The organism is Methylobacterium soli (assembly GCF_008806385.1).
GTDB classification, from domain to species: Bacteria; Pseudomonadota; Alphaproteobacteria; order Rhizobiales; family Beijerinckiaceae; genus Methylobacterium; species Methylobacterium soli.
In genome coordinates, this window is sequence record NZ_VZZK01000001.1 from 205,691 (window position 1) to 227,820 (window position 22,130).

Genomic DNA, 22,130 nt, shown 5'->3' on the forward strand with positions numbered 1-22,130 from the left:
TCCCGCCCGCGATCGCGCTCACGGACGGGTCTGGCCGTTGCCGTGCACCCGGTACTTGAAGGTCGTCAGCTGCTCGACGCCGACTGGGCCGCGCGCATGCATCCGCCCGGTCGCGATGCCGATCTCGGCGCCGAAGCCGAACTCGCCGCCATCGGCGAATTGCGTCGAGGCATTGTGGGTGACGATGGCCGAATCGACCTCCGCGAGGAAGCGGGCTGCCTCGGCCGCATCCTCGGTGATGATCGCATCGGTGTGGTGCGAGCCATTCGCCTCGATATGCGTGATGGCCTCGTCGAGCCCGTCGACCACGCGGGCCGAGATGATGGCATCGAGGTGCTCGGTGCGCCAATCCTGCTCGGTGGCTTGGGTGACGCGCGGATCGGCCGCCTGCACCGCCCCGTCGCCGCGGACCGCGCAGCCGGCCTCCAGCAGCGCGGTGACGAGGGGCGCGAGATGCGTCCCGGCGCAGGCCCGGTCGACGAGGAGCGTCTCGGCCGCGCCGCAGATCCCGGTCCGGCGCAGCTTGCTGTTGATCAGGACGTCGCGGGCCATGGCGAGGTCGGCGGCCGCCGCCACGTAGACGTGGCAGATGCCGTCGAGATGGGCGAAGACCGGCACCTTCGCCTCGGCCTGGACGCGCTCCACGAGGCCGCGCCCGCCGCGCGGCACGATCACGTCGATGCAGCCGTCGAGGCCGCTCAACATGGCGCCGACCGCCGCGCGGTCCCGCGTCGGCACGATCTGGATGGCGTCGGCAGGCAGGCCCGCCTCGGCGAGCCCCTCGCTCATCGCCTTGGCGATCGCCATGGCGCTGCGGTGGCTGTCCGATCCCGCCCGCAGGATCGCGGCATTGCCGGCCTTGAGGCAGAGCGCGCCCGCATCGGCGGTGACGTTGGGACGGCTCTCGAAGATGACGCCGATGACGCCGAGCGGCACGGCGATGCGCTCGATCAGCAGGCCGTTCGGCCGCTCGAAGGCGGCGAGCTGACGCCCGACCGGATCGGCGAGCGCCCCGATCTTCTCCACCGCGTCGGCGATGCCGGCGAGCCGCGCCTCGTCGAGGGTGAGACGGTCGATCAGCGCGCTGGTCTGGCCGGCAGTCCGCGCGGCGGCCACGTCGCGGGCGTTCTCGCGCAGGATCTCGGCGCGGCTCGCGCGGATCCGGTCGGCGATGGCCCGCAGGCCGACATCCTTGGTCTGCGCCGAGGCGAGCGCCATCTGGCGGGCGGCGGTCCGGGCGCGCCGGCCGATCGCGGCCATCTGGGTGCCGAGATCGTCGGCATCCGCGAAATCGGATTTCAGGTTCAGAGCGGGCACTGTCACGATCCTCGCGGCTCAGACATCTTGGTGGCCGCCTGTACGTTGCACCTGTCTTTGCATGGCAGAACGGCCTGGAACAACCCGGAATTGGGTCTTGCTGCCCTACTCTGCAAACATCGCCATGTCGTCGCGGTGCACCATTTCCGAGCGGCCCGGATGGGTCAGCAGGTCCGCGATGTGGCTGCTCGGGCGGCCGATGATGAGCGCCGCCTCGGCGCTGTCATAGGCCACGAGGCCGCGGCCGAGGGTGCGCCCGTGCAGATCGCGGATCAGCACCGCGTCGCCCCGGCCGAAGCTGCCCTCGATGGCGCGGACGCCGACCGGCAGCAGGCTCGCGCCGCCCTGGAGCGCGCGCGCCGCGCCGTCATCGATCACGAGGCTGCCGCGGGGCTCGAGGGAGCCGGCGATCCAGGTCTTGCGCGCGGCGGTCGGGGTCGAGCCCGACAGGAACCAGGTGCAGCGCCCGCCCTCGACGATCGTGCGCAGGGGGTTCTTCTCGCGCCCGTCCGCGATGATCATGTGGGTGCCACCGCCCGCGGCGATCTTGGCCGCCTCGACCTTGGTGCGCATGCCGCCCCGCGACAGCTCCGAGGCCGGGCCGCCCGCCATGGCCTCGATCTCGGGGGTGATGCGCTCGACGACCGGCAGGTGCCGGGCCTCCGGATCGGTCAAGGGGGGCGCGGTGTAGAGGCCGTCGATGTCGGAGAACAGCACCAGCACGTCGGCGCCGATCATGGTGGCGACGCGGGCGGCGAGCCGGTCGTTGTCGCCGTAGCGGATCTCGCTGGTGGCCACCGTGTCGTTCTCGTTGACCACGGGCACCGCCCGAACCTCGAGCAGCTTCAGAATCGTGGCCCGCGCGTTGAGGTAGCGGCGGCGCTCCTCGGTGTCCCGCGGCGTGACCAGGATCTGGCCCGCCACGATGCCGTGATGGCCGAGCGCCTCGGCCCAGTGCCGGGCCAGCGCGATCTGCCCGACGGAGGCGGCGGCCTGGCTCTCCTCCAGGCGGAGCGCGCCCGGCGGAAAGCCCAGCACGGTGCGGCCGAGGGCGATGCTGCCGGAGGAGACCACCAGCACGTCGACGCCGCGGGCGTGCAGGTCGGCGATGTCCTCGGCGAGCGCCGCGAGCCAGGCGTGGCGCAGGCGGCCGCGGGCCCGGTCGACCAGCAGGGCCGACCCGACCTTGATGACGACGCGGCGGAATTCTTCGAGGGAGGGAATCATCGGGACGTCGGGGGCGGGATGGCGTGTGCGGGCTCGGCCCCGGTGTGCACGAAGTCGCCGGCCTTGAACAGGAGCGGGACCGCAGGCGGCCGGGTACTCGCGGGCAGGCGGCGGCCCCGACCGCACGTGACCGATCGCGCCGGCCCGCCGCGCGTCAGGGCTGCCAGGCTTCCGCCGGCGCCCCGGTCGCGGCGGCCTCGGCGCTCGCCGCATCCATCTCGGCCATCACGGCGCGCAGGGCGTCCTGCACGCCCTGTCCGGAGGCCGATGACAGGACCAGGGGCTTGCGCTTGGCGGCGCGCCTGAGCCGCGCGACCTGCTCCTTCAGGGTGTCGGGGTCGAGGGCGTCGGCCTTCGAGAGGGCGACGATCTCGGGCTTGTTCGCGAGGTCGTGGCCATAGGCCTCGATCTCGCCGCGCACGAGCTTGTAGGCCTTGCCGGCATGCTCGCTCGTTCCCTCGACGAGGTGCAGCAGCACCCGGCAGCGCTCCACATGGGCCAGGAACTTGTCGCCGAGGCCGACGCCCTCATGCGCGCCCTCGATCAGGCCCGGGATGTCGGCGAGGACAAATTCGCGCCCATCCGCCCGCACGACCCCGAGGCCGGGATGCAGGGTGGTGAAGGGATAATCCGCGATCTTGGGCTTGGCGGCGGTGACGGTCGCCAGGAAGGTCGACTTGCCGGCATTCGGCAGGCCGACGAGGCCCGCATCGGCGATGAGCTTGAGGCGCAGCCAGATCCACTGCTCGAAGCCCTCGAGCCCCGGATTGGCGTGTTTCGGGGCGCGGTTCGTCGAGGTGGTGAAGTAGGCGTTGCCGAAGCCGCCATTGCCGCCCTTGGCGAGACGGACGCGCTGCCCGACCTTGGTCATGTCGGCGATCAGGGTCTCGCCGTCCTCGGCGAGGATCTGGGTGCCGGCCGGAACCTTCAGGACGACGTCGGCGCCGTTGGCGCCGTGCCGGTTCGAGCCCATGCCGTGCTCGCCCTTCCGGGCCTTGAAATGCTGCTGGTAGCGGTAGTCGATGAGGGTGTTCAGCCCCTCGACGCACTCGACCCAGACGTCGCCGCCGCGGCCGCCATCGCCGCCATTCGGGCCGCCGAACTCGATGAACTTCTCGCGCCGGAAGGACACGCAGCCCGCGCCCCCGTCGCCGGAGCGGACGTAGACCTTGGCTTCGTCGAGGAATTTCACGGTACTGCTCGTCTCGCAATCGGCACCCGCGCGGGGACGCGGGTGCTCGGAAGAAGGTGGCTCCCGGCGCCGTCGATTGCCAGGATCCGATCGGGCCGGTCAGGCATGCACGGCGACGAGGTCCAGGCCCCGGCTCTCCCGGCCCTGGCTCTCGCGGCGGCGCTCCCACATCCGCCGGTCGAGGCGGAAGCGATCGACCGGCAGGTCGCAGCCCCGGGCCGGGTACGGCGCCAGCACGCTGCCCGCATGCGCGAATCCGCATTTCTGCAGGACGCGCCGCGAGGCCGCATTCTCGATCCGCGCCGCCGAGGTGAGAAGCCGGCCCGGCGTATAGGCGAAATAGGCCTCCACCATGGCGCCGACCGCCTCGGTGACGAGGCCGTTGCCCCAGTGGGGGGCGCCGAGCCAGTACCCGAGATGCGGGCCGGCCTCGCCCGGGTCCGGCTCGATCGACACGATGCCGATCAGGCTCTGGGGCTTGCCCCGGGGCGCGATGCCCATCACGAGCGAGCGCCCCTCGCTGTTGCTCCACCGCGCCTTGAGGATGAAGGCGTCGACGGTGGTGCGGTCGAGGGGATGCGGGATCCGGGCGGTCATCTCCGCGACGGCCTTGTCGCCGGCGAGCGCCACGATGGCGGCCGCGTCGGCCGCGCAGGGCCAGCGCAGCCACAGCCGCCGGGTCTCGAGGCGGAAGACGTCGTCGCGCGTCAGGTCGGGGAACATTCTCGGCTCCGATCACCGGGCGGAAGAACCGCCTCGGACCTTCGGACGAAGAAAGGGGAAGATGGCATCCCATCCTCCCCCGCGTTCCGTATGCACCCGGGCCCCGGTGTCAGGGCCGCGAAGGGAGCTTCGATCCGCCGGTTCGGTGTGGGACACCGGCGGGAAGCTCCTTCGTCCGTCGAGCTTGTCCGCCGCTTACTCGGCTGCTTCCTGCTGGGGCACCACCGCCACGAAGGCGCGGCCGCGCTTCGTCTCGAAGCGTACGCGGCCGTCGGTGAGGGCGAAGAGGGTGTGATCCTTGCCCATGCCGACATTGACGCCGGGATGCCACTTGGTGCCGCGCTGACGCACGATGATGTTGCCGGCGATGACGGCTTCCGCGCCGAACTTCTTGACGCCGAGGCGCTGACCGGCCGAGTCGCGGCCGTTGCGGGACGAGCCGCCTGCTTTTTTATGTGCCATGGGATCTGCTCCGAATTCGAATGGGGGCGGGGCGAGCGGCTAGAGGCTCAGCCCTTCGCGCTCTTCGCGCCGGCGTCGATGCCGGTGATGCGCACCACCGTGTGGTGCTGGCGATGGCCGCGCTTGCGGCGCGAGTTCTGCCGGCGGCGCTTCTTGAAGGCGATCACCTTCTTGTCGCGGCCATGGCCGACGATCTCGCCCGTGACGCTGATGCCGGACAGGAGCGGCGCGCCGACCTGGGTGGCGCCCTCGCCGTCCGTGAACAGCATGACCTCGCCGAAGGTGACGCTCGAACCGGCCTCGCCCTCGAGGGTGGCGATCGTGATGGTGTCGTTGGCGGCGACGCGGTACTGCTTGCCGCCGGTCTTGATGACTGCGAACATCGTTCTCTCTCGTGTTCCGATCGGCCTCCGGGGCGCGCCCCTGGGCCGGCTTTTTATCAGTTCGTCCCGACCGGCAGAGCGAGCTGCGGCGAAACGCGAAACGCGCGGACTTCTGCGAGGAAGCCGCGCGTGGTGGCCGGTGGATAGGCCGAGCGCCACCGATTTGTCAATCCGAGCGCGGCCCGGCCCTCAGCGCTTCATCAACCCGCCCAGCACGTTGCGCAGGATCGCGTTGCCGACCTGCGTGCCGACGCTGCGGGCCATGGAGCGCGCGGCGTTGGAGACCACCTGCTCGGCCAGGCTCTGGGGCGGCCGGCGCCCGCCCTTGGCGGCGGGCTTCGTGCCGAGCACACCGCCCAGCATGCCCCCCAGGCTGCCGAGAAGTCCGCCGAGCCCGCCCTCCGAGGCCTGGGCGGCCTCCGCGGGGGCCGCGTCGAGCCCCTTGCGCTTGGCGAGCATCTCGTAGGCGCTCTCGTTGTCGACGGCCTCGTCGTATTTTCCCCGCAACGGGCTCTGGGCGATGATCGCGGCGCGCTCCGCCGGGGTCAGCGGCCCGACGCGCCCCTGCGGCGGCGCGATCAGGGCGCGCTCCACCACGGACGGCGTGCCCTTGGCCTCCAGGAAGCTCACCAGCGCCTCGCCGACGGCGAGCTCCGTGATGGCCTTGGCGACGTCGAAGCCCGGATTCTGCCGGAAGGTCTCGGCGGCGGACCGCACCGCGCGCTGGTCGCGGGGGGTGAAGGCGCGCAGCGCGTGCTGGACGCGGTTGCCGAGCTGCCCCAGCACGGTCTCGGGCACGTCGAGGGGGTTCTGCGACACGAAATAGACGCCGACGCCCTTCGAGCGGATCAGGCGCACCACCTGCTCGACCGCATCGAGCAGCGCCTTCGGCGCGTCGTTGAAGAGCAGGTGCGCCTCATCGAAGAAGAACACCAGCTTCGGCTTGTCGAGATCGCCGACCTCGGGCAGTTCCTCGAACAGCTCGGAGAGCATCCATAGCAGGAACGAGGCGTAGAGCCGCGGCTTCTGCATCAGCTTGTCGGCGGCCAGCACGTTGACGATGCCGCGCCCGTCCCGGTCTGTCCGCATGAAGTCCGAGAGGTTCAGGGCCGGCTCGCCGAAGAACTTGTCGGCGCCCTGGTTCTCCAGCATCAGGAGCTGTCGCTGGATCGCCCCGACGCTCGCGGCCGAGACGTTGCCGTACTTGCCCGAGATCTCCTTCAGGTTCTCCGACAGGAAGCCCAGGAGCGCGCGCAGGTCCTTCAGGTCGATGACCGGCCATTGATTCTCGTCCGCCACCCGGAAGGCGATGTTGAGCACGCCCTCCTGGGTGTCGTTGAGCTCGAGCAGGCGCGCCAGCAGCAGCGGGCCCATCTCGGTCACGGTGCAGCGGATCGGGTGGCCCTGATCGCCGAACAGGTCCCAGAACACGGTGGGGAAGCGGTCGGGCTCGTAGGTCAGGCCCAGCTCCTCCGCCCGCTTGACGAAGACGGGCTTCGCCTCGCCCGCGGCGGCGAGCCCAGAGAGGTCGCCCTTGATGTCGGCGGCGAAGACCGGGACGCCGGCATTCGAGAAGCCCTCGGCCATGACCTGCAGGGTCACGGTCTTGCCGGTGCCCGTGGCTCCCGCCACGAGGCCGTGCCGGTTGGCGAGCCGCAGGCTCAGCTGCTCCGGCTTGCCGCCGCCGCTTCCGGAGCTCTTGCCGACGAGAATCGTGCCGTCATCCGCCATCTGGATCGAACCCCACCGCCTGTGCCTACGGTTATGCAGGCGGGGCGCCCTATTTTCCAGATGCCGCCCCGCCGACGCTTGATTTCGCACAGCCCAAGCCCGAAGGACGGGGCCATACCCCTCAGGAGCCTGTCACGATGGAAGAATTGATTGCCCGCGTCACCAACCGGACCGGCCTCGACGCCGCGACGGCGCAGACCGCGATCGGCCACATCCTCGCCTTCCTGCAGAAGGACGGGCCCGCCACCGAGGTGAGCCAGCTCCTGGCGGCGATGCCGGGCTCCGAGACCCTGATCGCGCAGGCCAATGACGGCGAGGGCGGCGGCGGCCTGATGGGCATGCTCGGCGGCATGATGGGCGGCGGCGTCATGGCGCTCGGCCAGAAGCTGATGTCGGCCGGGGTGCCGATGGGCCAGATGCAGCCCCTCGGGCAGGAACTCTTCGCCTATGGCCGCGAGAAGGCGGGCGAGGACGTCATGGGTCCGATCGTCGGCTCGATCCCGGGCCTGAACCAGTTCGTCTGAGAGCGGCGGACGCCGCAGCGCTCCCGGCCGCGGGAGGAACCGCGCCGGGGTCGCAACCCTTCGGCGGCTATGATTGCGCCGCCGCCGCCGGGCTCCCCCTCGGCGGCGCGCAAGTCCCTGATGCGCCGCGCCTTCCTGTGTCATAAAAGCGTGCGCGCTTCGTGGTGTTGTCGCGTCGCGAGGCGCGGGGCCGGCCATCCCGAGGGGATGCGCTCCGTGCCCCCAAGGGCAGGCTGAACCATGGTGGCGAATTTCGCCCGAGGCGCTTCCGCGGCGTGGCTGAGCGGCTGGGAGAAGGGCATCCACGGCCCGATCACCCGCCTGAGGCGACGGACCTTCGAGGCGGGGCTGCCCGGTTTCGGAGGCCGCAGCCTGGTCCCGCCCGGCGCGACGCCGATCCGCTTCGGCGAGCGTTTCAAGGCGCCCCTGGCGACGCCCGGTCTCGACCCGAGCCTCGGGCGGATCGGCAGCCTCGAGGTGCGGCTCGCCACCCGCAAATCCGAGATCCGCCGGGCGCAGCGCCTGCGCTTCCGGGTGTTCTACGAGGAGATGTCGGCGATTCCCTCCGGGATGGCGATGCTCTCGCGCCGGGACGTCGACGATTACGACGCGGTCTGCGACCACCTCCTGGTCATCGACCACGCTGCCGAGGCGAAGCCTTTCCGCAAGCCGCGCCCGAAGGTCGTCGGGACCTATCGGCTGCTGCGGCAGGACGCGGCCGACCGCCATTTCGGCTTCTACACCGCGGGCGAGTACGACATCGCGCCCCTGCTCGCAGCCAATCCGGGCAAGCGCCTGCTCGAACTCGGCCGCTCCTGCGTGCTCAAGCCCTACCGGACCAAGCGCACGGTGGAGCTCCTCTGGCACGGCATCTACGCCTACGTGCTGCACCACCGGATCGATGCCCTGCTCGGCTGCGCCAGCCTCGAAGGCACCGACCCGGATCGCCTCGCCCTGCCGTTGAGCTTCCTGCATCATCATGCCCGCGCCCCCGAGGCGTGGCGCGCCCGGGCCCTGCCGGAGCGCTACGTGCCGATGGACCGCCTCTCCCGCGAGGCGATCGACCCCAAAGCGGCGTTGCAGGCGCTCCCGCCGCTGATCAAGGGCTACCTGCGGGTCGGCGCGACCTTCGGGGACGGCGCGGTCATCGATCGGCAATTCGGCACCACCGACGTGTTCGTGGTGCTGCCCGTCACGGCGATCGCGGCACGCTACCTCGGGCATTTCGGGCCGGCGGCCAACCGGCACGCCGCCTGAGCGGCAGCGGCGGCGCGGCCCGAACCCAACCCGGATGGCGATCCTGAGCGCTCAGAGCCAGAAAATGGTCGAGAGGAGGAGCATCATGGCGGCCGCGACGCACAGATAGGCGCCGACGAGAAACCAGGAGCGGCGATCGCGCATGGGCCGGCGGCTCCCGGGACAACCGATCCGCGACGCGGCGCGCTGCCTGACGCGCGCTCATCATTCCAAAAATTCGCGAGACCGCCAGAGCAAAGAAGGCCTGGCCTGCGAGGGTCCGAAACCGGTCGATGCCCCCGCGGGCCCTGGCGCGATCCGGCCCCGGACGCCGCGGCACGCCGGGGCGGTGACGGGCACCGCCGATCGCGCCTCCGGTCGCGCTGCCGCCGCATTCGCGGGGCATCGCCCGGATGGTCAGGGTCGGGCGAGGGGCGCCCATGACGGAGTCGGCGCGATGCGTGGCTATCGGTATGAGGCCCTGGACGGGGTGCGGGCGCTCGCGGCGCAGGTCGTGCTGGTGAGCCACGGCCTCGGCATGGCGTTCTTCCCCGTGCACAGCCCCGGCGCCGCCGCGGCCGAGTGGTTCGGGCGCCTCGCCGTGATGGTGTTCTTCTCGCTCTCCGGATTCGTGATCGCCACGAGCCTCAGCCGCCTCGTCGCCAGCGACGGCAGCCGCTTCGGCGTGGCTTACGCGGTGCATCGCCTCGCCCGGATCTGGCCGCCGCTCGTCCTGGCGATCCTCGTCACCTTCGCGGTGGGCTGGCTCGGGCAGAACGGGCTCGCGCTGCTGACCAAGACCGGCGACGCCTATCGGCTCGACGCCATCGCGTTCCTGCGCGGCATCACCCTGACCTTCGCGCCGGGCGACGCCACCTTCGTGATCGACCGGGCGCTGTGGTCGCTGCGGCAGGAGGTCTATCTCTACGCCGTCGCGGCCTGCGCGGCCCTCGCCTTCGCGGGGCGCGGGGCCCGGCGCCTCCTCGGCGGGATCGCGGTCATCGGTCTCGTGACCGTCACGGCGGACCGGTTCTTCTACCTGCAATCGCTGGCGCTGTTCAGCGCCGGCGCCGCCGCCGCGCTGCTCGGCGGCCGGGACCGCGTCCGAATCCTCGCCGGCCGACCCTGGCTCGGCCCGGCGACCCTCGGCCTGCTCGCGGCGCCGCTGCTCTTCGTCGGGCAGCCCGGCTTCATCGATGCCATGAGCGAGGGGGGCCTGTTCCTCACCTATCAGGCCCTCCTCGGCCTGCCGGTGGCGCTCTGTCTCCTCGGCCTCGCCATCGGCGACGGGCTGGCCGCGCGGGCCTCCGCCCGCTGCAGCTGGGCGGCGGCCTTCTCCTACACGCTCTACGTGATCCACGTGCCGGTGATGACGCTGGTCTTCTCGCTGCGCGCCCATTTCGGGCTGGCGCCCGGCCTCGGCGGGACTTTGGCCACCCTCGTGCTCGCCCTCGCGGTCGCGGAAGGCTGCTCCTACGCGGCGGCCCTCGTGGTCGAGCGCCCGCGCCTGTTCCGTCGGATCCTGTTCCGGCTCCTCGCCGCGACCGGGCTCGGGCCGCGCCCGGCCGTCCAGGCCGCGCCCTCCGCTTGATCAGCCCCGCGCGTCGTCGACGAGGGCGGCCAGGCCCTCGCGAAAGGTCGGATAGGCCAGCCTCACCCCGAGCTCCTCGCGGATCAGCCGGTTCCGCACCCGCTTGTTCTCGCCGTAGAAGCTGCGCGCCATCGGGCTGAGTTCGGCGGTCTCGAAATCGACCGCCGGCGGCAGCGGCAGCCCGGCGAGATCGGCCGCATGCTCGGTCACGACCTGGGGCGGGGCCGGCTCGTCGTCGGTGACGTTGTAGACGGCCCCGTTGCGCGGCCGGTCGAGGGAGGCCGCGAGCGTCGTGGCGATGTCATCCACGTGGATCCGATTGAAGACCTGATCGCGTTTGATGATGCGCTGCGCCTTGCCCTCGCGCAGCTTCACGAAGGGGTTGCGGCCGGGCCCGTAGATGCCGGACAGCCGGAACACCTGCACGGCCCTGCCGGTCTCGGCGCCGAGCCGGAGCCAGGCCCGCTCCACGGCGAGGCGGCTGCGCGAGCGCTCGCTGCGCGGGGTGGCCTCCGTGGTCTCGTCGATCCAGGCCCCGCCCTGGTCGCCGTAGACCCCGATGGTCGAGAGATAGCCGATCCAGCGGATTCGGCTGTTCCGGATCGTCGCCTCGTAGCGCGCCAGCACGGTGTCGCCGTCGCGCCCGGGCGGCGCCGAGATCAGCAGCGCGTCGGCCTCGGCAAGGTCGGCGGCGATGCGCGGGTCGTCCGCCTCGGGGCCAAAGGCATAAACGCGGTGAGACGATCCGGCCGAGAGGGCGCGGGCCTTCTCGGGCTCCGTTACGGTTCCGCTGATGCGTCCGAAGCGAGCGCCCTCGCGCTCGACGAAGCGGCGCGCCGAGAAGCCGAGTCCGAAGACGAAAAGGTTCATGGACGTTCTGCCTCCCCGCGGCCGGTGCGGCCCTCGCCGAGGACGGCGTCCCACTCGGCCAGCACCTGCGCATCCGTTTCGCCCAGGCCGAAACGCTTGAAAAGACCCGAACAGGCGGAGCGCCCCGAAAGCCGCCCGCAGGCCCAGACCGCCATGGCGCGCACGAGGGGGCTCGCATCGGCAAGGCAGCGCTCGGCCTCCGGCACGAGGCCGGGCTCGCCCGAGTTCCCGATGGCGATCAGGACATTGCGCAGGAACCTGTCCCGCCCGGTCCGCTTGATCGGCGTGCCGGAAAAACGCTGGCGGAAGGCCGCCTCGTCGAGGCGGACCAGTTCCGCGAGGGGCGGCGCCGCGAGGTCCGCCTGGGCGGCGAGGCGGGCCTCGCGCGCGGTCTCGGCGAACTTGTTCCAGGGGCAGACGGCGAGGCAATCGTCGCAGCCGAAGATGCGGTTGCCCATCGGGGCGCGGAATTCCGCCGGGATCGGCCCCGCATGCTCGATCGTCAGGTAGGAGATGCAGCGGCGCGCATCGAGTTGGTAGGGCGCCGGGAAGGCGTTCGTCGGGCAGGCGTCGAGGCAGCGGCGGCAGGAGCCGCAATGGTCGATCTCGGGCGCGTCCGGCGCCAGATCGGCCGAGGTGTAGATGGCGCCGAGCAGCAGCCAGTTCCCGAGCTCGCGCGAGATCAGGACGGTATGCTTGCCCTGCCAGCCGAGCCCGGCGGCGGCGGCCAGGGGCTTCTCCATCACCGGGGCGGTGTCCACGAACACCTTCACCCGCACATCCCCCTTGGCGGAGAGATAGCCGCCGAGCTCCTTCAGCTTGCCCTTGATCACTTCGTGATAGTCGCGCCGCTGCGCGTAGGCCGCGATGGCGCCGCGCTCGCGCCGGGCCAGGAGATCGAGGGGATCGCTCTCGGGTCCGTAATTCATGCCCAGCATGATGATGCTGCGGACCTCCGGCCAGAGGGCCCGGGGGTCGGCGCGCTGGTCGGAGCGCTCGGCCATCCACGCCATCTCGCCCTGGGCGCCCGAGGAGAGCCAGGCCGACAGGCGCTCGGGCAGGTTCGACAGGGCCTCGGGACGGGTCACCCGGACCGCGTCGAAGCCGAGATGGCGCGCGCGCGCCTCGACCAGGCGGCGCAGCGCGTCCCCGTGATGGATCGTGCGTTTCAGAAATCCAGGTCCGCGTAATGCTCGGCCGGCGCCATGCCCGGCACCCGGTCCGCCAGGAGCGCCCGGAAGGACGGGCGCGACTTCACCCGCGCGTACCAGTCCCGTGCCGTCTCGTCCTCGTCCCATGGCACGTCGCCGAGATAATCCACGCAGCTCAGATGGGCAGCGGCGGCGAGATCCGCATAGGTCAGATGGTCGCCCGCGATCCAGCGGCGGCGGCCCATCAGGTAGCCGATATATTTGAGGTGATAGCGCACGTTGATCCGCGCGGCCCGGATCGCGTTCATGTCCGGCGGGCCGCCCCCGTCGGAACTGTTCATGAACCGCTTGCTGATCTTCTCCATGACGAGGTAGCCCGTCACCTCGGCATCGAACTTCACCAGGAACCAGTCGAGGAGGCGGCGCACCTCGACCCGCTCCGCCGTGGTGTCGGGCAGGAGGCGGCGGCCGCTGAGGCCGAGGCCCCGGGTCTCGTCGAGATATTCCGCGATGATGCCCGAGCCCGGCACGGCCAGCCCGCTCTGCTCGACCAGGACCGGCGTGGTGCCGGCCGGGTTGAGCAGCAGGAACTCGTCGCGCCGCTCCCAGGTCCGTTCCTCCACGAGGATCGGCTCCATGCCCATCTCGGCGAGCACGAGGCGGATGAAGCGGGATTGGGGGCAGAAGGGTGAGTGGTGAAGCGTCGCCATCGAGGCCGTGAGCGGACGGGGGAATCTACCGGCGGGACGCGCCTTGCGAGGGCCCCTTCGGGACCGAGCGCGGGATTACCGTTATTGCTCGATCGTTGCCGCCTCATTAACACGCTGAGCGCGTGTCGGTAACCGCCCGTCAACCGTGATCGGCCAACCCTGCCGCCGCGTGCGCATCCGCGCTGTGTCGTCCCTCCGCAAGCCCGGCACCCCAAGGGCGGCGCGACCCGAATTTCGAGGCAGGCTCAATGATGGATGCGATGAGCATCGCGAAGGCGGTCGTGCTCGCCGTGGTCGAGGGCGCCACCGAGTTCATCCCGGTCTCCTCCACGGGGCACCAGCTCCTCGTCGGGCACTTCATCGGCTTCCACTCGCCGAACAACACCTTCGAGGTGCTGATCCAGCTCGGCGCCATCCTGGCGATCCTGGCGGTCTATTTCCGGCGCCTGCTCGGCATTGCCCTGGCGCTGCCGAGCGACCCCAAGGCGCGCCGCTTCGTCCTCGGCATCCTGGTCGCGTTCCTGCCGGCCGCGATCATCGGCGGCATCTTCTCGAAGATGATCAAGGCCTATCTCTTCAATCCCTGGATCGTCTGCGCGACGCTGGTGGCCGGCGGCCTCGTGCTCCTCGTCCTCGACGACACCGAGCTCGAGGTGAAGAAGCGGGACGTCTACGACTTCACCCTGCCGATGGATCTCAAGATCGGCATCTTCCAGTGCCTGGCGATGATCCCGGGCGTCTCGCGCTCGGGCGCCACCATCGTGGGCGCGATGCTGATGGGCGCCGACAAGCGCTCGGCCACCGAGTTCTCGTTCTATCTCGCGATGCCCACCATGGCGGGTGCCTTCGCCAAGGATCTCCTCGACAATTACAAGAACCTCTCCGCCGATGATTTCGGCCTGATCGTGATCGGCTTCATCGTGGCGTTCTTCTCCGCCCTGATCGTCGTCCGGACGGTTCTCGACTACGTCTCCCGCCACGGATTCTGGCTGTTCGCGTGGTGGCGCATCATCGTCGGGTCGCTGGGCTTTGCCGGCCTGATCATCTTCGGCTGAGCGCCAAGCGGCCGGGGACCGAGCGCGCATCCCGGCTTTTAAGGCGATTGCCTCGCCTGCGGCATCGTGCCAGGGCTTCCGCCGAGATTGGCAGACCGCCGGAATCAAGGCCCGCACGATGGAAGACAGACCGCTTGCCGACCTCTTCGAGCCCGCCACGCGCGAGCGCTGGCGCGGGCTCGTCGACGGCGTCCTCAAGGGCGCCGATTTCGAGAAGCGTCTCGTCGCCAAGACCGCCGACGGCATCCGCATCGAGCCGCTCTACGAGCCGGCCGATCCGGTACCGCAGCCGATGCGCGCGCCCGGGCCCTGGCGGATCAGCCAGCGCGTCGACCATCCGGACGCCGTCACCGCCGCCGCCCTGGCTTTGGCCGACCTCGAAGGCGGCGCAGACGCGCTGACCCTCGTCTTCGCCGGCGCCCCCGCGGCTCGCGGCTACGGGCTGACGGCGGCTTCCGCCGAGGAACTCGACGCGACGCTCTCCGGCGTGATGCTGCCCCTGATCGCCCTGCGCCTCGATGCCGGCGGCCGGGGCCTGGAGGCCGCCGCCCTGCTCAAGGCGCTGGTCGAGCGCCGGGGCGACCGCTTCGCCGAGCTCGAGATCGATCTCGGCATCGATCCGATCGGCACGCTCGCGGCGACCGGGAGCCTCGGCGCGGTCTGGGACGAGATCACCCCGAGGCTCGCCCGGACCCTGGCGGAATTCGACGCGGTGGGCTTCACCGGGCGCGCGCTCCTGGCGGATGGGCGCCCCTATCACGCGGCCGGCGCCAGCGAGGCGACCGAGCTCGCGGCCGTGCTCGCCACCGCGGTGGCGTATCTGCGCGCCCTGGAGGCCGGCGGCCACGACCTCGCCCGGGCCCGTGACGCCATCGGCATCCTGCTCGTCGCCGATTCCGACGAGTTCCTGACCATCGCGAAGTTCCGCGCCATGCGCCGCCTCTGGGCCCGCGTCGAGGCCGCCTGCGGCCTCGATCCGAAGCCGCTGCGGCTCCATGCCGAGACGGCTTGGCGGACGATGACCCGGCGCGACCCCTTCGTGAACATCCTGCGCGCCACCATGGCGGCGGGATCGGCCGGGCTCGGGGGCGCCGATTCGGTGACCGCCCTGCCCTACACCCAGGCGCTCGGGCTCCCGGACGCCTTCGCGCGCCGGGTCGCCCGCAACAGCCAGATCGTGCTCATCGAGGAATCGAGCCTTGCCAAGGTGGCGGATCCGGCCGCCGGCGCCGGCGGCTTCGAGAGCCTGACGGCGGAGCTGACTGGGGCGGCCTGGGAGGCCTTCCAGGGTATCGAGCGCGAGGGCGGCATCGTGGCGAGCCTCAGCCTCGCCAAGCTGCAGCGCCGCATTGAGGACATGCGCGCCACGCGGACCCGCAACGTCGCGACCCGCCGCGAGGCCCTGACCGGGGCCACCGAGTTCCCCTTCCTGGCGGAGAAGCCCGTCACGGTCCTCGACCTGGCGCCGCTCCCGGCGACGGCCGTGCCGGGTTTCGGGCCGGGCTCCGCCGTCGCGAGCGAGGCGCTGCCGAGCGGGCGCCTCGCCGAGCCGTTCGAGGAATTGCGCGACGCCTCCGACGCCTATCAGGCGCGCACGGGCCGGCGCCCGAGCGTGTTCCTCGCTAATCTCGGGCCGATCCCGGCCTTCAACGCGCGCGCCACCTTCGCGGCGAACGCCTTCGCGGCGGGCGGCCTGGAGGCCCCGGGCAACGAGGGCTTCGCCGATCCGGAGGCGCTTGCCCGGGCCTTCGCGGAATCGGGCGCGGCCCTGGCCTGCCTCTGCTCCTCGGACGCGATCTACGAATCGCAGGCCGTGGCGGCGGCCGAGGCTCTGGCCAAGGCCGGGGCGGGCACGATCTATCTCGCGGGCAAGCCGGGCGACCTCGCCGAGCCCCTGAAGGCCGCGGGCGTCCACGGCTTCCTGTATGCCGGATGCGACCTGCTCGCCCTGCTCAAGGACGCCTTGATCCGCGCGGCTAAGGGCTGATCCAGGACTTGTTTCGACCCGCGCGGCTAAGGGCTGATCCAGGACTTGTTTCGACCCGCGGGGCTTGGGTCGACCCACGGGGCCTGGCCGGTGCGCTCGCGTGCGCTGGCCGGCGGGCAACCGATCGGGAGCTCAGGAGTTTTCGGCACGACCAAGCTTCGAGATCTGGAACATCATGAGAGTAGCGATTCTCGCCGCAGCCACCCTCTCGCTCGTGGCGGCCGGCATGGGGACGGCCGAGGCCGCCCGCAAGAAAGTCCAGGTGGCGAGCGCCTATGACGGCACCTGGAGCATCGAGGTGATCACCCTGGACGGCCCCTGCGACCGGGCCTACCGCTACGGCGTCCAGATCCGGCAGGGCGAGGCGCGCTACCCCGGCAGCGACTTCAACATCACGGGCCGCGTCGCGACGAACGGGGCCGTGCGCGCCACGATCTCGCGCGGGTCCGACAGCGCCAACGTCGTCGGCCGCCTCGGCCGGCAGGGCTACGGGAACGGCACCTGGACGACGAATGGCGGCATCAGCTGCCGCGGCCAGTGGAACGCCGAGCGCCGGGGCTGAAACTCGGTAAAAAATGGCTTAAGCGGCGCCAGGCCACGGCGTCGCATGTGACGGCCCGGCGACAGGGTCGAACAATCGCCGGCCGCCCCGGATTTGGCCGCCCAAAGCCCTGTTCCAGTCGCATTCTTCGGGAAATACTTGGCCTTCTTCGAACCCGTTCGAGGCTTCCCCGATGAAGGCCCTGTATCTCGGCATCCTTGTTGCCGCCCTCGCCTCCACCGCCCAGGCCCGCCCGGGTGGTTCGTCCCAGCAGACGACCGACAATGTCCTGATGCCCCTGCAGCAGGCCGCCACCGATTGCTTCGCCGACACCGTGATGGCGAACCCCGCCGCCATGAACCACGCCCGCGCCGGACGCTGGTATCAGGCCGCCGGGGTCATCGGCTTCCTCTGCCGCCCCGAGGTCGACGCGATGGTGCAGGCGCATGACCGCGTCTACGGGGCCGGAGCCGGCGCTCGCTACTTCAAGGGCGCCTACGCCAAGCATCTCGACCGCGAGCTTTCCACCCGCCTGCAGCCGCTCCTGGAGCGCAAGGCGGTGGCGAGCGCGGAGCCCGCGCCCGAGAAGGTGTCCGACGAGACCTCCGCCGACCAGTGAGCCCGGCAACCATCGTGCCGCTCCGTGCTTGACCTCCGCGAGGGTGAGGCGCGCGCGATGGCCTATGAGCTCTATTACTGGCCGATGCTGCAGGGGCGCGGCGAATTCGTGCGCCTCGCCCTCGAGGATGCGGGCGCCGATTATGTCGACATCGCTCGCGGACCGGATGCGGATGGGCGCGGCCTCGGCGCCCTGACGCGCTTCCTCGAAGATCCGTCGATTGCGCGCCCCGCCTTCGCGCCGCCGGTCCTGCGGGACGGCGACACGCTGATCGGGCAGACCGCCGCGATCCTGCTCTACCTCGGACCGCGGCTCGGGCTCGTGGGCGAGTCCGAGGCGGACCGGATCTGGACGCATCAGATTCAGCTCACGATCGCGGACGTGGTGGCGGAAGCGCATGACACGCACCACCCCATCGCAATCAGCCTGAACTACGAGGACCAGAAACCGGAGGCGGCGCGCCGCGCGCGGGATTTTTGCCGCAACCGCATTCCCGAATTCCTGGCCTGGTTCGAGCACGTCCTGACCCGCAACGACGGCCGCCACCTCGTCGGCGACCGGGTCACTTATGCGGACCTGTCCCTGTTCCAGCTCGTCGACGGGCTGCATTACGCCTTCCCGAACGCCAGCGCGGCGGCGCTCTCCGACAACCCGCAGGTCGCGGCCCTCCACGCCGCGATCCCCCGGCGCCCGCGGCTGGCCGCCTACCTCGCGAGCCCGCGCCGGATTCCCTTCAACGAGCAGTGCATCTTTCGCCGCTACCCGGAGCTCGACGGTTAGGCGCGGGGCAATCGACGGCGGCCAAGCCGGCCCCCGTCACGCCGCCGCCGCGGCCCTCTCCCCGCGGGCCCGGTAGGACAGCGCCTCGGCGAGGTGGAGGCGGCGCACCTCGGCCTCCCCGTCGAGATCCGCCAGGGTCCGGGCGACCCGCAGGGTCCGGTGGAAGCCCCGCGCGGACAGGCGCATGCTCTCGGCGGCCTGGCGGATCAGCGCGGCGCCCTCGGAATCGGGCGCCGCCACCGCCTCGATCATGCTCGCCGGACAGGTCGCGTTGGTGGTGGCCTCGGACAGGCCGCGGGCCGTGTAGCGCGCCGTCTGCAGCGCCCGGGCGGCCGCGACGCGGGACGCCGTCTGCGCCGACCCCTCCGCGGGCGGCGGCAGGATCAGGTCGGCCGCCGTCACGGCCGCGACCTCGATGCGCAGGTCGATCCGGTCGAGGAGCGGGCCGGAGATGCGGGCACCGTACTGGGCCATGCAGCGCTCGTTCGGCCCCCGGCGGCAGGCATAGCCGGGCTCCATTGCCTGGCCGCAGCGGCACGGATTCATCGCGGCCACGAGCTGGAACCGCGCCGGGTAGGTGACCCGGTGGTTGGCGCGGGCGATCATCACCTCGCCCGTTTCCATGGGCTGGCGCAGGGAATCGAGGGTCTGCGGTGTGAATTCGGGCAATTCGTCGAGGAACAGCACGCCCCCATGCGCGAGGGAGACCTCCCCGGGGCGGGCGTTGACGCCGCCGCCGACCAGCGCCGCCATCGAGGCGGAATGGTGCGGCTGGCGGAACGGGCGCCGGTTCGACAGGATTCCCTCCTTCAGGGCGCCCGCCACGGACTGGATCATCGAGACGTCGAGGAGCTCGCGCGGCGAGAGCGGCGGCAGGATCGAGGGAAGGCGGGCGGCGAGCATCGACTTGCCGGCGCCGGGCGGCCCATTCATCAGGAGGTTGTGGCCGCCGGCCGCCGCGATCTCGAGCGCGCGCTTGGCGCCCTCCTGGCCCTTGATGTCGACGAGGTCCGGCATCGGGCCGCCGGGCGCCGCGATCGCCGGCACCGGGCGGGCCATCACCTGGCTCCCCTTGAAGTGGTTCGCGAGCTGGATCAGCGAGCGGGGGGCGAGCACGTCCATGTCGCCCCCGGCCCAGGCGGCCTCCGGCCCCGTGGCGGCCGGGCAGATCAGGCCGAGACCGCGGCCATTGGCGGCCATCGCGGCCGGCAGCACGCCATTGACCGCGGTGATCGAGCCGTCGAGGGCGAGCTCGCCGAGGACGCAGTAGCCCGCCAGCGCATCGGCCGGCAGCGCACCGATCGCCGCCATCACGCCGAGCGCGATCGGCAGGTCGTAATGCGAGCCCTCCTTCGGCAGGTCGGCGGGGGCGAGATTGACGGTGATGCGCTTGGCCGGCAGCGCCAGCCCGGAGGCGATGAGCGCGCCGCGCACCCGCTCGCGCGATTCCGCGACCGCTTTGTCGGGCAGGCCGACCACGCTGAAATTGACCGCGCCCGGGATGATCTACACCTGAACGTCGACGGCGCGCGCCTCGATCCCCTCGAAGGCGACGGTCTAACTTCGGAGCGCCGATATTAAACCATTCATGGCAATGCTTTGCCGGTGTGTCGCCGGCAAATCGCCGGGGAACTGTCACCGCTGTGTCACCGTGCGAAGGCGCATCAACGGGAACGGCGCAAAATTTGCAACAGGCTTGGTTGATCCATTTCCAGCTAAGGTCGTGTGCGGGGTCGGACTATCTCTCGACCTAATTCAGAAACGCTGCCACAACAAGTGTGACGACAGTCTGGAATTTACTTCTGATTCTCGAAACTGGTGACGCAGACTCAGAAGAACAGTAATTGGCAAACTCTCGTTGACGTTGCGAGCTTATCGCACCATGGTAGTCTACTTGGAATGCCTATGGTCGCGTGATGATCACGCGTCGCCATTGATTTGACGCGACCACCTAATGGTATTGGTATGGATACTTACCAATAACAACGAGGAGGTTCAAATGAGTGATCGCAAAACAATCCAGGTGCCACGGTATCAAAAGAGCAACGATCATGACACTCGCGATGTCACTGAGATTGACTATCAGAAGCTGGTGAAGAGACTAAAAGATCAGTTAGATCTGGCGCCGGACTTCGTCAGGGCTTTGAAGCGGGTAGACAACCAGGGTTGGCAAGAAGTTATCAATGATGTATTGGGACATGCTGAAAAAAATCCAGAAATATTGAAGCTTATTCGAGTTACTCCAGGTGACCAGCAGGGAATTTCTATTGGAGACCCGAATTGGGCACATATTGGGGTGATGATAGCTATATCAGCTTTTGGCGCGGGTTATATTCTCGGGACTATATGTTTTGAATTGGGGCCCTGCGACTTCGTAGATTAGAGGCTGCTATACCGTTAAATTGTTTGCTCGCGTTATTTACAAAGGTGTGGTCGCGCTCGCCGCCGGCTGCAGCTTAGTTCCGGCGCGGTTTCCAGCCTCGCTTGGTCCTCCAAGCTACGCCGTCCATGTAAAATCTATAGTAATCTGGCATATTGCCTAGGACCCAGTTAGATTTCTCTATCCACCAGTAAGCATTCTTTTGGCCGAGAAGATGAAGACGAAACATGTCTAGCGTTTCATCTTCGGGAATACGTCCTTCAACGACATGCCTATCGAGCTCTTCAAATACTGAAATCCTTATTTGATTGCCAAACCTAATCTGCTTGTCAGAACCAACTAGAGAGCCATTTCGAGCATCAAATTCAAGCGCGCGTGTTTTGTGCTCTAGTTCCCTGCAGTCGTTACATAGGCCTCTGGAAAACGTCTCGATGCCGCGTTGCTTTGCTTGAGGGCTCCCGTTGAGCACTCGCATGTGGGTATGGCTGCAGGCGTGAGTAATTTCGAACTGCTCAGGACCCGTAGAGGGGAAGGGCTTGTGCCTGGTCTCAGACATCCTCAGTGTCCCCGCGATCTTGATCGGCTTACCTGCGCCGACGCCCGGGCGGCAGACTACGCCGCCCGGGTGCGAATGCCACACTGCGTGAGCGTGATTAGCACTCAGGCCGCCGAGCGCTCCCGCTTCAGGCGTTCGAACTGGCGCCGCTGCTGCCGGCTCATGTGCGCCAGGTCCGGGGCAGCATCCCGTTCCGCCTCTCGGTCCTGGCTTGGGTCGATGCGCTCGCCGACCTTGTCCGCCCACGCCTCGCCGATGCTCGTCGTGATGGTGCCGTCCCGCTTCAGGGTCATGAACACGGGGAAGCCGCCGACGAAGTGATGATGCTCACCGCCCTCGAAGTGCGTCCCGGTCTCCAGGCGCTGCGCCTTGAGGATTTTCGTGCCGAGCCGACGAATGGCCGAGTGGTCCAGCGCCGCGAGATTGCCGCCGAACCCGGATGCCCGCACTTCGCCCCAGAACTCATCCGGCGGGAGCGGCGCAACGATGATGTCCGGGACATTCACCTCCGTGAGAGCCACGACAGGAGCCGGGCCAGCGCTCAGGTAGTCGAAGTCGTCGCTGAGGAGCGTATCAGGGTCTTCCTCGCCAGGCTGCGAGTTCACGTAGAAACCGCGGCATCCGCCCGTGGAGGGCGAAACGCCGACTGCATGGACCTCGATTGCTGGCGGGCCGCCCCACTGGGTAAGAGCTTCGTGATGGCGCTTGCAGTAATCCGCCAGGAACGCCTCGGCTCCGTCCGCGAACTCGTCGATGTTGCGGAATTTGATGCTGGCCTCTGCAAGAAGGAGGGCCATGCCGAGCATGGGACCGCGCACTGCCAGAATGCCGGGCCAATGCGGGATCGTCACGGCCTTGGGCGCGAAGCCCTGCACATACCCATCGAGGTCGTAGAAGGCGCTGTCGGTGACGATGTGCGCCACATCGCGCTGCAGGATCACGTTGATCGCGGTCATGAACGGTCTCCGTTGGAGCTGAGGCGGGCCTCAAAGGCCCCGAAACTGAGAGAGGCCGGGCGTCCGAGGCAGCTGCCGGCCACGAGGCCAAAAGGGCCGAGACCCGGGATCGCGGAGGCCAGCATCATGCCGCCCATCG

At 69.7% G+C, this 22,130-nt stretch carries 20 protein-coding genes and 1 pseudogene; 9 read left to right on the forward strand and 12 right to left on the reverse strand.

Going from position 1 to position 22,130, the window contains the following annotated elements:
* Window positions 1-18: 18 nt before the first annotated feature.
* The 7 genes from F6X53_RS00935 to F6X53_RS00965 all read right to left on the reverse strand — a co-directional run bounded on the left by F6X53_RS00935 (window position 19) and on the right by F6X53_RS00965 (window position 7,035).
* A complete protein-coding gene (locus tag F6X53_RS00935) occupies window positions 19-1,317 on the reverse strand; it encodes a glutamate-5-semialdehyde dehydrogenase (protein WP_150996703.1) in 1,299 nt (432 codons plus the stop codon).
* A gap of 105 nt (window positions 1,318-1,422) precedes the next feature.
* Window positions 1,423-2,544, reverse strand: coding sequence for a glutamate 5-kinase (proB, locus tag F6X53_RS00940; RefSeq protein WP_150996264.1), 1,122 nt, complete (start codon window positions 2,542-2,544; stop codon window positions 1,423-1,425).
* A 154-nt stretch (window positions 2,545-2,698) separates the two neighbouring features.
* Window positions 2,699-3,736 carry a GTPase ObgE gene (obgE, locus tag F6X53_RS00945; protein ID WP_150996266.1) on the reverse strand — a complete coding sequence of 346 codons (1,038 nt, stop codon included), beginning with the start codon at window positions 3,734-3,736 and terminating at the stop codon, window positions 2,699-2,701.
* 99 nt (window positions 3,737-3,835) lie between these two features.
* Window positions 3,836-4,459, reverse strand: coding sequence for a GNAT family N-acetyltransferase (locus F6X53_RS00950; RefSeq protein WP_150996268.1), 624 nt, complete (start codon window positions 4,457-4,459; stop codon window positions 3,836-3,838).
* Between the two features lie 195 nt (window positions 4,460-4,654).
* Window positions 4,655-4,921, reverse strand: coding sequence for a 50S ribosomal protein L27 (gene rpmA, locus F6X53_RS00955; RefSeq protein WP_150996270.1), 267 nt, complete (start codon window positions 4,919-4,921; stop codon window positions 4,655-4,657).
* Window positions 4,922-4,968: 47 nt separating this feature from the next.
* Window positions 4,969-5,304, reverse strand: coding sequence for a 50S ribosomal protein L21 (gene rplU, locus F6X53_RS00960; RefSeq protein ID WP_150996272.1), 336 nt, complete (start codon window positions 5,302-5,304; stop codon window positions 4,969-4,971).
* 189 nt (window positions 5,305-5,493) lie between these two features.
* Window positions 5,494-7,035: a helicase HerA-like domain-containing protein gene (locus F6X53_RS00965; protein ID WP_150996274.1), complete on the reverse strand. Its 1,542-nt coding sequence runs from the start codon at window positions 7,033-7,035 to the stop codon at window positions 5,494-5,496.
* A gap of 137 nt (window positions 7,036-7,172) precedes the next feature.
* On the opposite strand from F6X53_RS00965, the gene F6X53_RS00970 reads away from it, so the two are divergent.
* From F6X53_RS00970 to F6X53_RS00980, 3 genes are all read left to right on the forward strand, one after another.
* Window positions 7,173-7,559, forward strand: coding sequence for a DUF2267 domain-containing protein (locus F6X53_RS00970; protein WP_150996276.1), 387 nt, complete (start codon window positions 7,173-7,175; stop codon window positions 7,557-7,559).
* A 240-nt stretch (window positions 7,560-7,799) separates the two neighbouring features.
* Window positions 7,800-8,816, forward strand: coding sequence for a l-ornithine N(alpha)-acyltransferase (gene olsB, locus F6X53_RS00975; protein WP_150996278.1), 1,017 nt, complete (start codon window positions 7,800-7,802; stop codon window positions 8,814-8,816).
* Between the two features lie 436 nt (window positions 8,817-9,252).
* Entirely contained in the window at window positions 9,253-10,386 is a 1,134-nt protein-coding gene (locus F6X53_RS00980) for an acyltransferase family protein (protein WP_191970647.1), read from the forward strand.
* On the opposite strand, the gene F6X53_RS00985 is transcribed toward F6X53_RS00980, so the two are convergent.
* Genes F6X53_RS00985 through F6X53_RS00995 form a run of 3 tightly spaced genes read right to left on the reverse strand, consistent with a single transcriptional unit; the run spans window position 10,387 to window position 13,117 of the window.
* Window positions 10,387-11,256 (reverse strand): SDR family oxidoreductase, encoded by an 870-nt coding sequence (locus F6X53_RS00985; RefSeq protein ID WP_150996282.1) that lies wholly within the window; start codon window positions 11,254-11,256, stop codon window positions 10,387-10,389.
* Complete coding sequence (queG, locus tag F6X53_RS00990; RefSeq protein ID WP_150996705.1) at window positions 11,253-12,398, reverse strand: tRNA epoxyqueuosine(34) reductase QueG; 1,146 nt, start codon at window positions 12,396-12,398, stop codon at window positions 11,253-11,255. Before queG ends, F6X53_RS00985 begins: the two co-directional genes overlap by 4 nt.
* 26 nt (window positions 12,399-12,424) lie before the next feature.
* Entirely contained in the window at window positions 12,425-13,117 is a 693-nt protein-coding gene (locus F6X53_RS00995) for a glutathione S-transferase family protein (protein WP_150996283.1), read from the reverse strand.
* Between the two features lie 251 nt (window positions 13,118-13,368).
* Here F6X53_RS00995 and F6X53_RS01000 point away from each other — a divergent pair, with 251 nt between their 5' ends.
* The 5 genes from F6X53_RS01000 to F6X53_RS01020 all read left to right on the forward strand — a co-directional run bounded on the left by F6X53_RS01000 (window position 13,369) and on the right by F6X53_RS01020 (window position 18,099).
* Window positions 13,369-14,172 carry an undecaprenyl-diphosphate phosphatase gene (locus tag F6X53_RS01000; RefSeq protein WP_150996707.1) on the forward strand — a complete coding sequence of 268 codons (804 nt, stop codon included), beginning with the start codon at window positions 13,369-13,371 and terminating at the stop codon, window positions 14,170-14,172.
* A 118-nt stretch (window positions 14,173-14,290) separates the two neighbouring features.
* Window positions 14,291-16,159 (forward strand): methylmalonyl-CoA mutase subunit beta, encoded by a 1,869-nt coding sequence (locus F6X53_RS01005; RefSeq protein WP_150996286.1) that lies wholly within the window; start codon window positions 14,291-14,293, stop codon window positions 16,157-16,159.
* Between the two features lie 175 nt (window positions 16,160-16,334).
* The gene (locus F6X53_RS01010; RefSeq protein ID WP_150996288.1) at window positions 16,335-16,721 is read left to right on the forward strand and encodes a hypothetical protein; all 387 of its coding nucleotides are present in this window, start codon (window positions 16,335-16,337) and stop codon (window positions 16,719-16,721) included.
* Between the two features lie 172 nt (window positions 16,722-16,893).
* Window positions 16,894-17,319, forward strand: a complete 426-nt coding sequence (locus F6X53_RS01015) for a hypothetical protein (RefSeq protein ID WP_150996290.1) — start codon at window positions 16,894-16,896, stop codon at window positions 17,317-17,319.
* A 57-nt stretch (window positions 17,320-17,376) separates the two neighbouring features.
* Window positions 17,377-18,099 carry a glutathione S-transferase gene (locus F6X53_RS01020; RefSeq protein ID WP_150996292.1) on the forward strand — a complete coding sequence of 241 codons (723 nt, stop codon included), beginning with the start codon at window positions 17,377-17,379 and terminating at the stop codon, window positions 18,097-18,099.
* Between the two features lie 36 nt (window positions 18,100-18,135).
* Here F6X53_RS01020 and F6X53_RS01025 read toward each other — a convergent pair.
* Window positions 18,136-19,638: pseudogene (locus tag F6X53_RS01025) on the reverse strand (YifB family Mg chelatase-like AAA ATPase).
* A gap of 460 nt (window positions 19,639-20,098) precedes the next feature.
* Between F6X53_RS01025 and F6X53_RS01030 the strand changes: the two are divergent.
* Complete coding sequence (locus F6X53_RS01030) at window positions 20,099-20,482, forward strand: hypothetical protein (protein WP_150996294.1); 384 nt, start codon at window positions 20,099-20,101, stop codon at window positions 20,480-20,482.
* Between the two features lie 657 nt (window positions 20,483-21,139).
* On the opposite strand, the gene F6X53_RS01035 is transcribed toward F6X53_RS01030, so the two are convergent.
* Window positions 21,140-21,976: a hypothetical protein gene (locus F6X53_RS01035; protein WP_150996296.1), complete on the reverse strand. Its 837-nt coding sequence runs from the start codon at window positions 21,974-21,976 to the stop codon at window positions 21,140-21,142.
* Between the last annotated feature and the right edge of the window lie 154 nt (window positions 21,977-22,130).

Coding starts and splice junctions, on each gene's coding strand:
- F6X53_RS00980 (WP_191970647.1), top strand. CDS start 9,253: ATGCGTGGCTATCGGTATGAGGCCCTGGACGGGGTGCGGGCGCTCGCG.
- rplU (WP_150996272.1), bottom strand. CDS start 5,304: ATGTTCGCAGTCATCAAGACCGGCGGCAAGCAGTACCGCGTCGCCGCC.
- F6X53_RS00965 (WP_150996274.1), bottom strand. CDS start 7,035: ATGGCGGATGACGGCACGATTCTCGTCGGCAAGAGCTCCGGAAGCGGC.
- rpmA (WP_150996270.1), bottom strand. CDS start 4,921: ATGGCACATAAAAAAGCAGGCGGCTCGTCCCGCAACGGCCGCGACTCG.
- F6X53_RS00985 (WP_150996282.1), bottom strand. CDS start 11,256: ATGAACCTTTTCGTCTTCGGACTCGGCTTCTCGGCGCGCCGCTTCGTC.
- F6X53_RS01010 (WP_150996288.1), top strand. CDS start 16,335: ATGAGAGTAGCGATTCTCGCCGCAGCCACCCTCTCGCTCGTGGCGGCC.
- F6X53_RS01015 (WP_150996290.1), top strand. CDS start 16,894: ATGAAGGCCCTGTATCTCGGCATCCTTGTTGCCGCCCTCGCCTCCACC.
- F6X53_RS01020 (WP_150996292.1), top strand. CDS start 17,377: ATGGCCTATGAGCTCTATTACTGGCCGATGCTGCAGGGGCGCGGCGAA.
- F6X53_RS00995 (WP_150996283.1), bottom strand. CDS start 13,117: ATGGCGACGCTTCACCACTCACCCTTCTGCCCCCAATCCCGCTTCATC.
- F6X53_RS01000 (WP_150996707.1), top strand. CDS start 13,369: ATGGATGCGATGAGCATCGCGAAGGCGGTCGTGCTCGCCGTGGTCGAG.
- olsB (WP_150996278.1), top strand. CDS start 7,800: ATGGTGGCGAATTTCGCCCGAGGCGCTTCCGCGGCGTGGCTGAGCGGC.
- F6X53_RS01030 (WP_150996294.1), top strand. CDS start 20,099: ATGAGTGATCGCAAAACAATCCAGGTGCCACGGTATCAAAAGAGCAAC.
- F6X53_RS00950 (WP_150996268.1), bottom strand. CDS start 4,459: ATGTTCCCCGACCTGACGCGCGACGACGTCTTCCGCCTCGAGACCCGG.
- F6X53_RS00970 (WP_150996276.1), top strand. CDS start 7,173: ATGGAAGAATTGATTGCCCGCGTCACCAACCGGACCGGCCTCGACGCC.
- proB (WP_150996264.1), bottom strand. CDS start 2,544: ATGATTCCCTCCCTCGAAGAATTCCGCCGCGTCGTCATCAAGGTCGGG.
- F6X53_RS01005 (WP_150996286.1), top strand. CDS start 14,291: ATGGAAGACAGACCGCTTGCCGACCTCTTCGAGCCCGCCACGCGCGAG.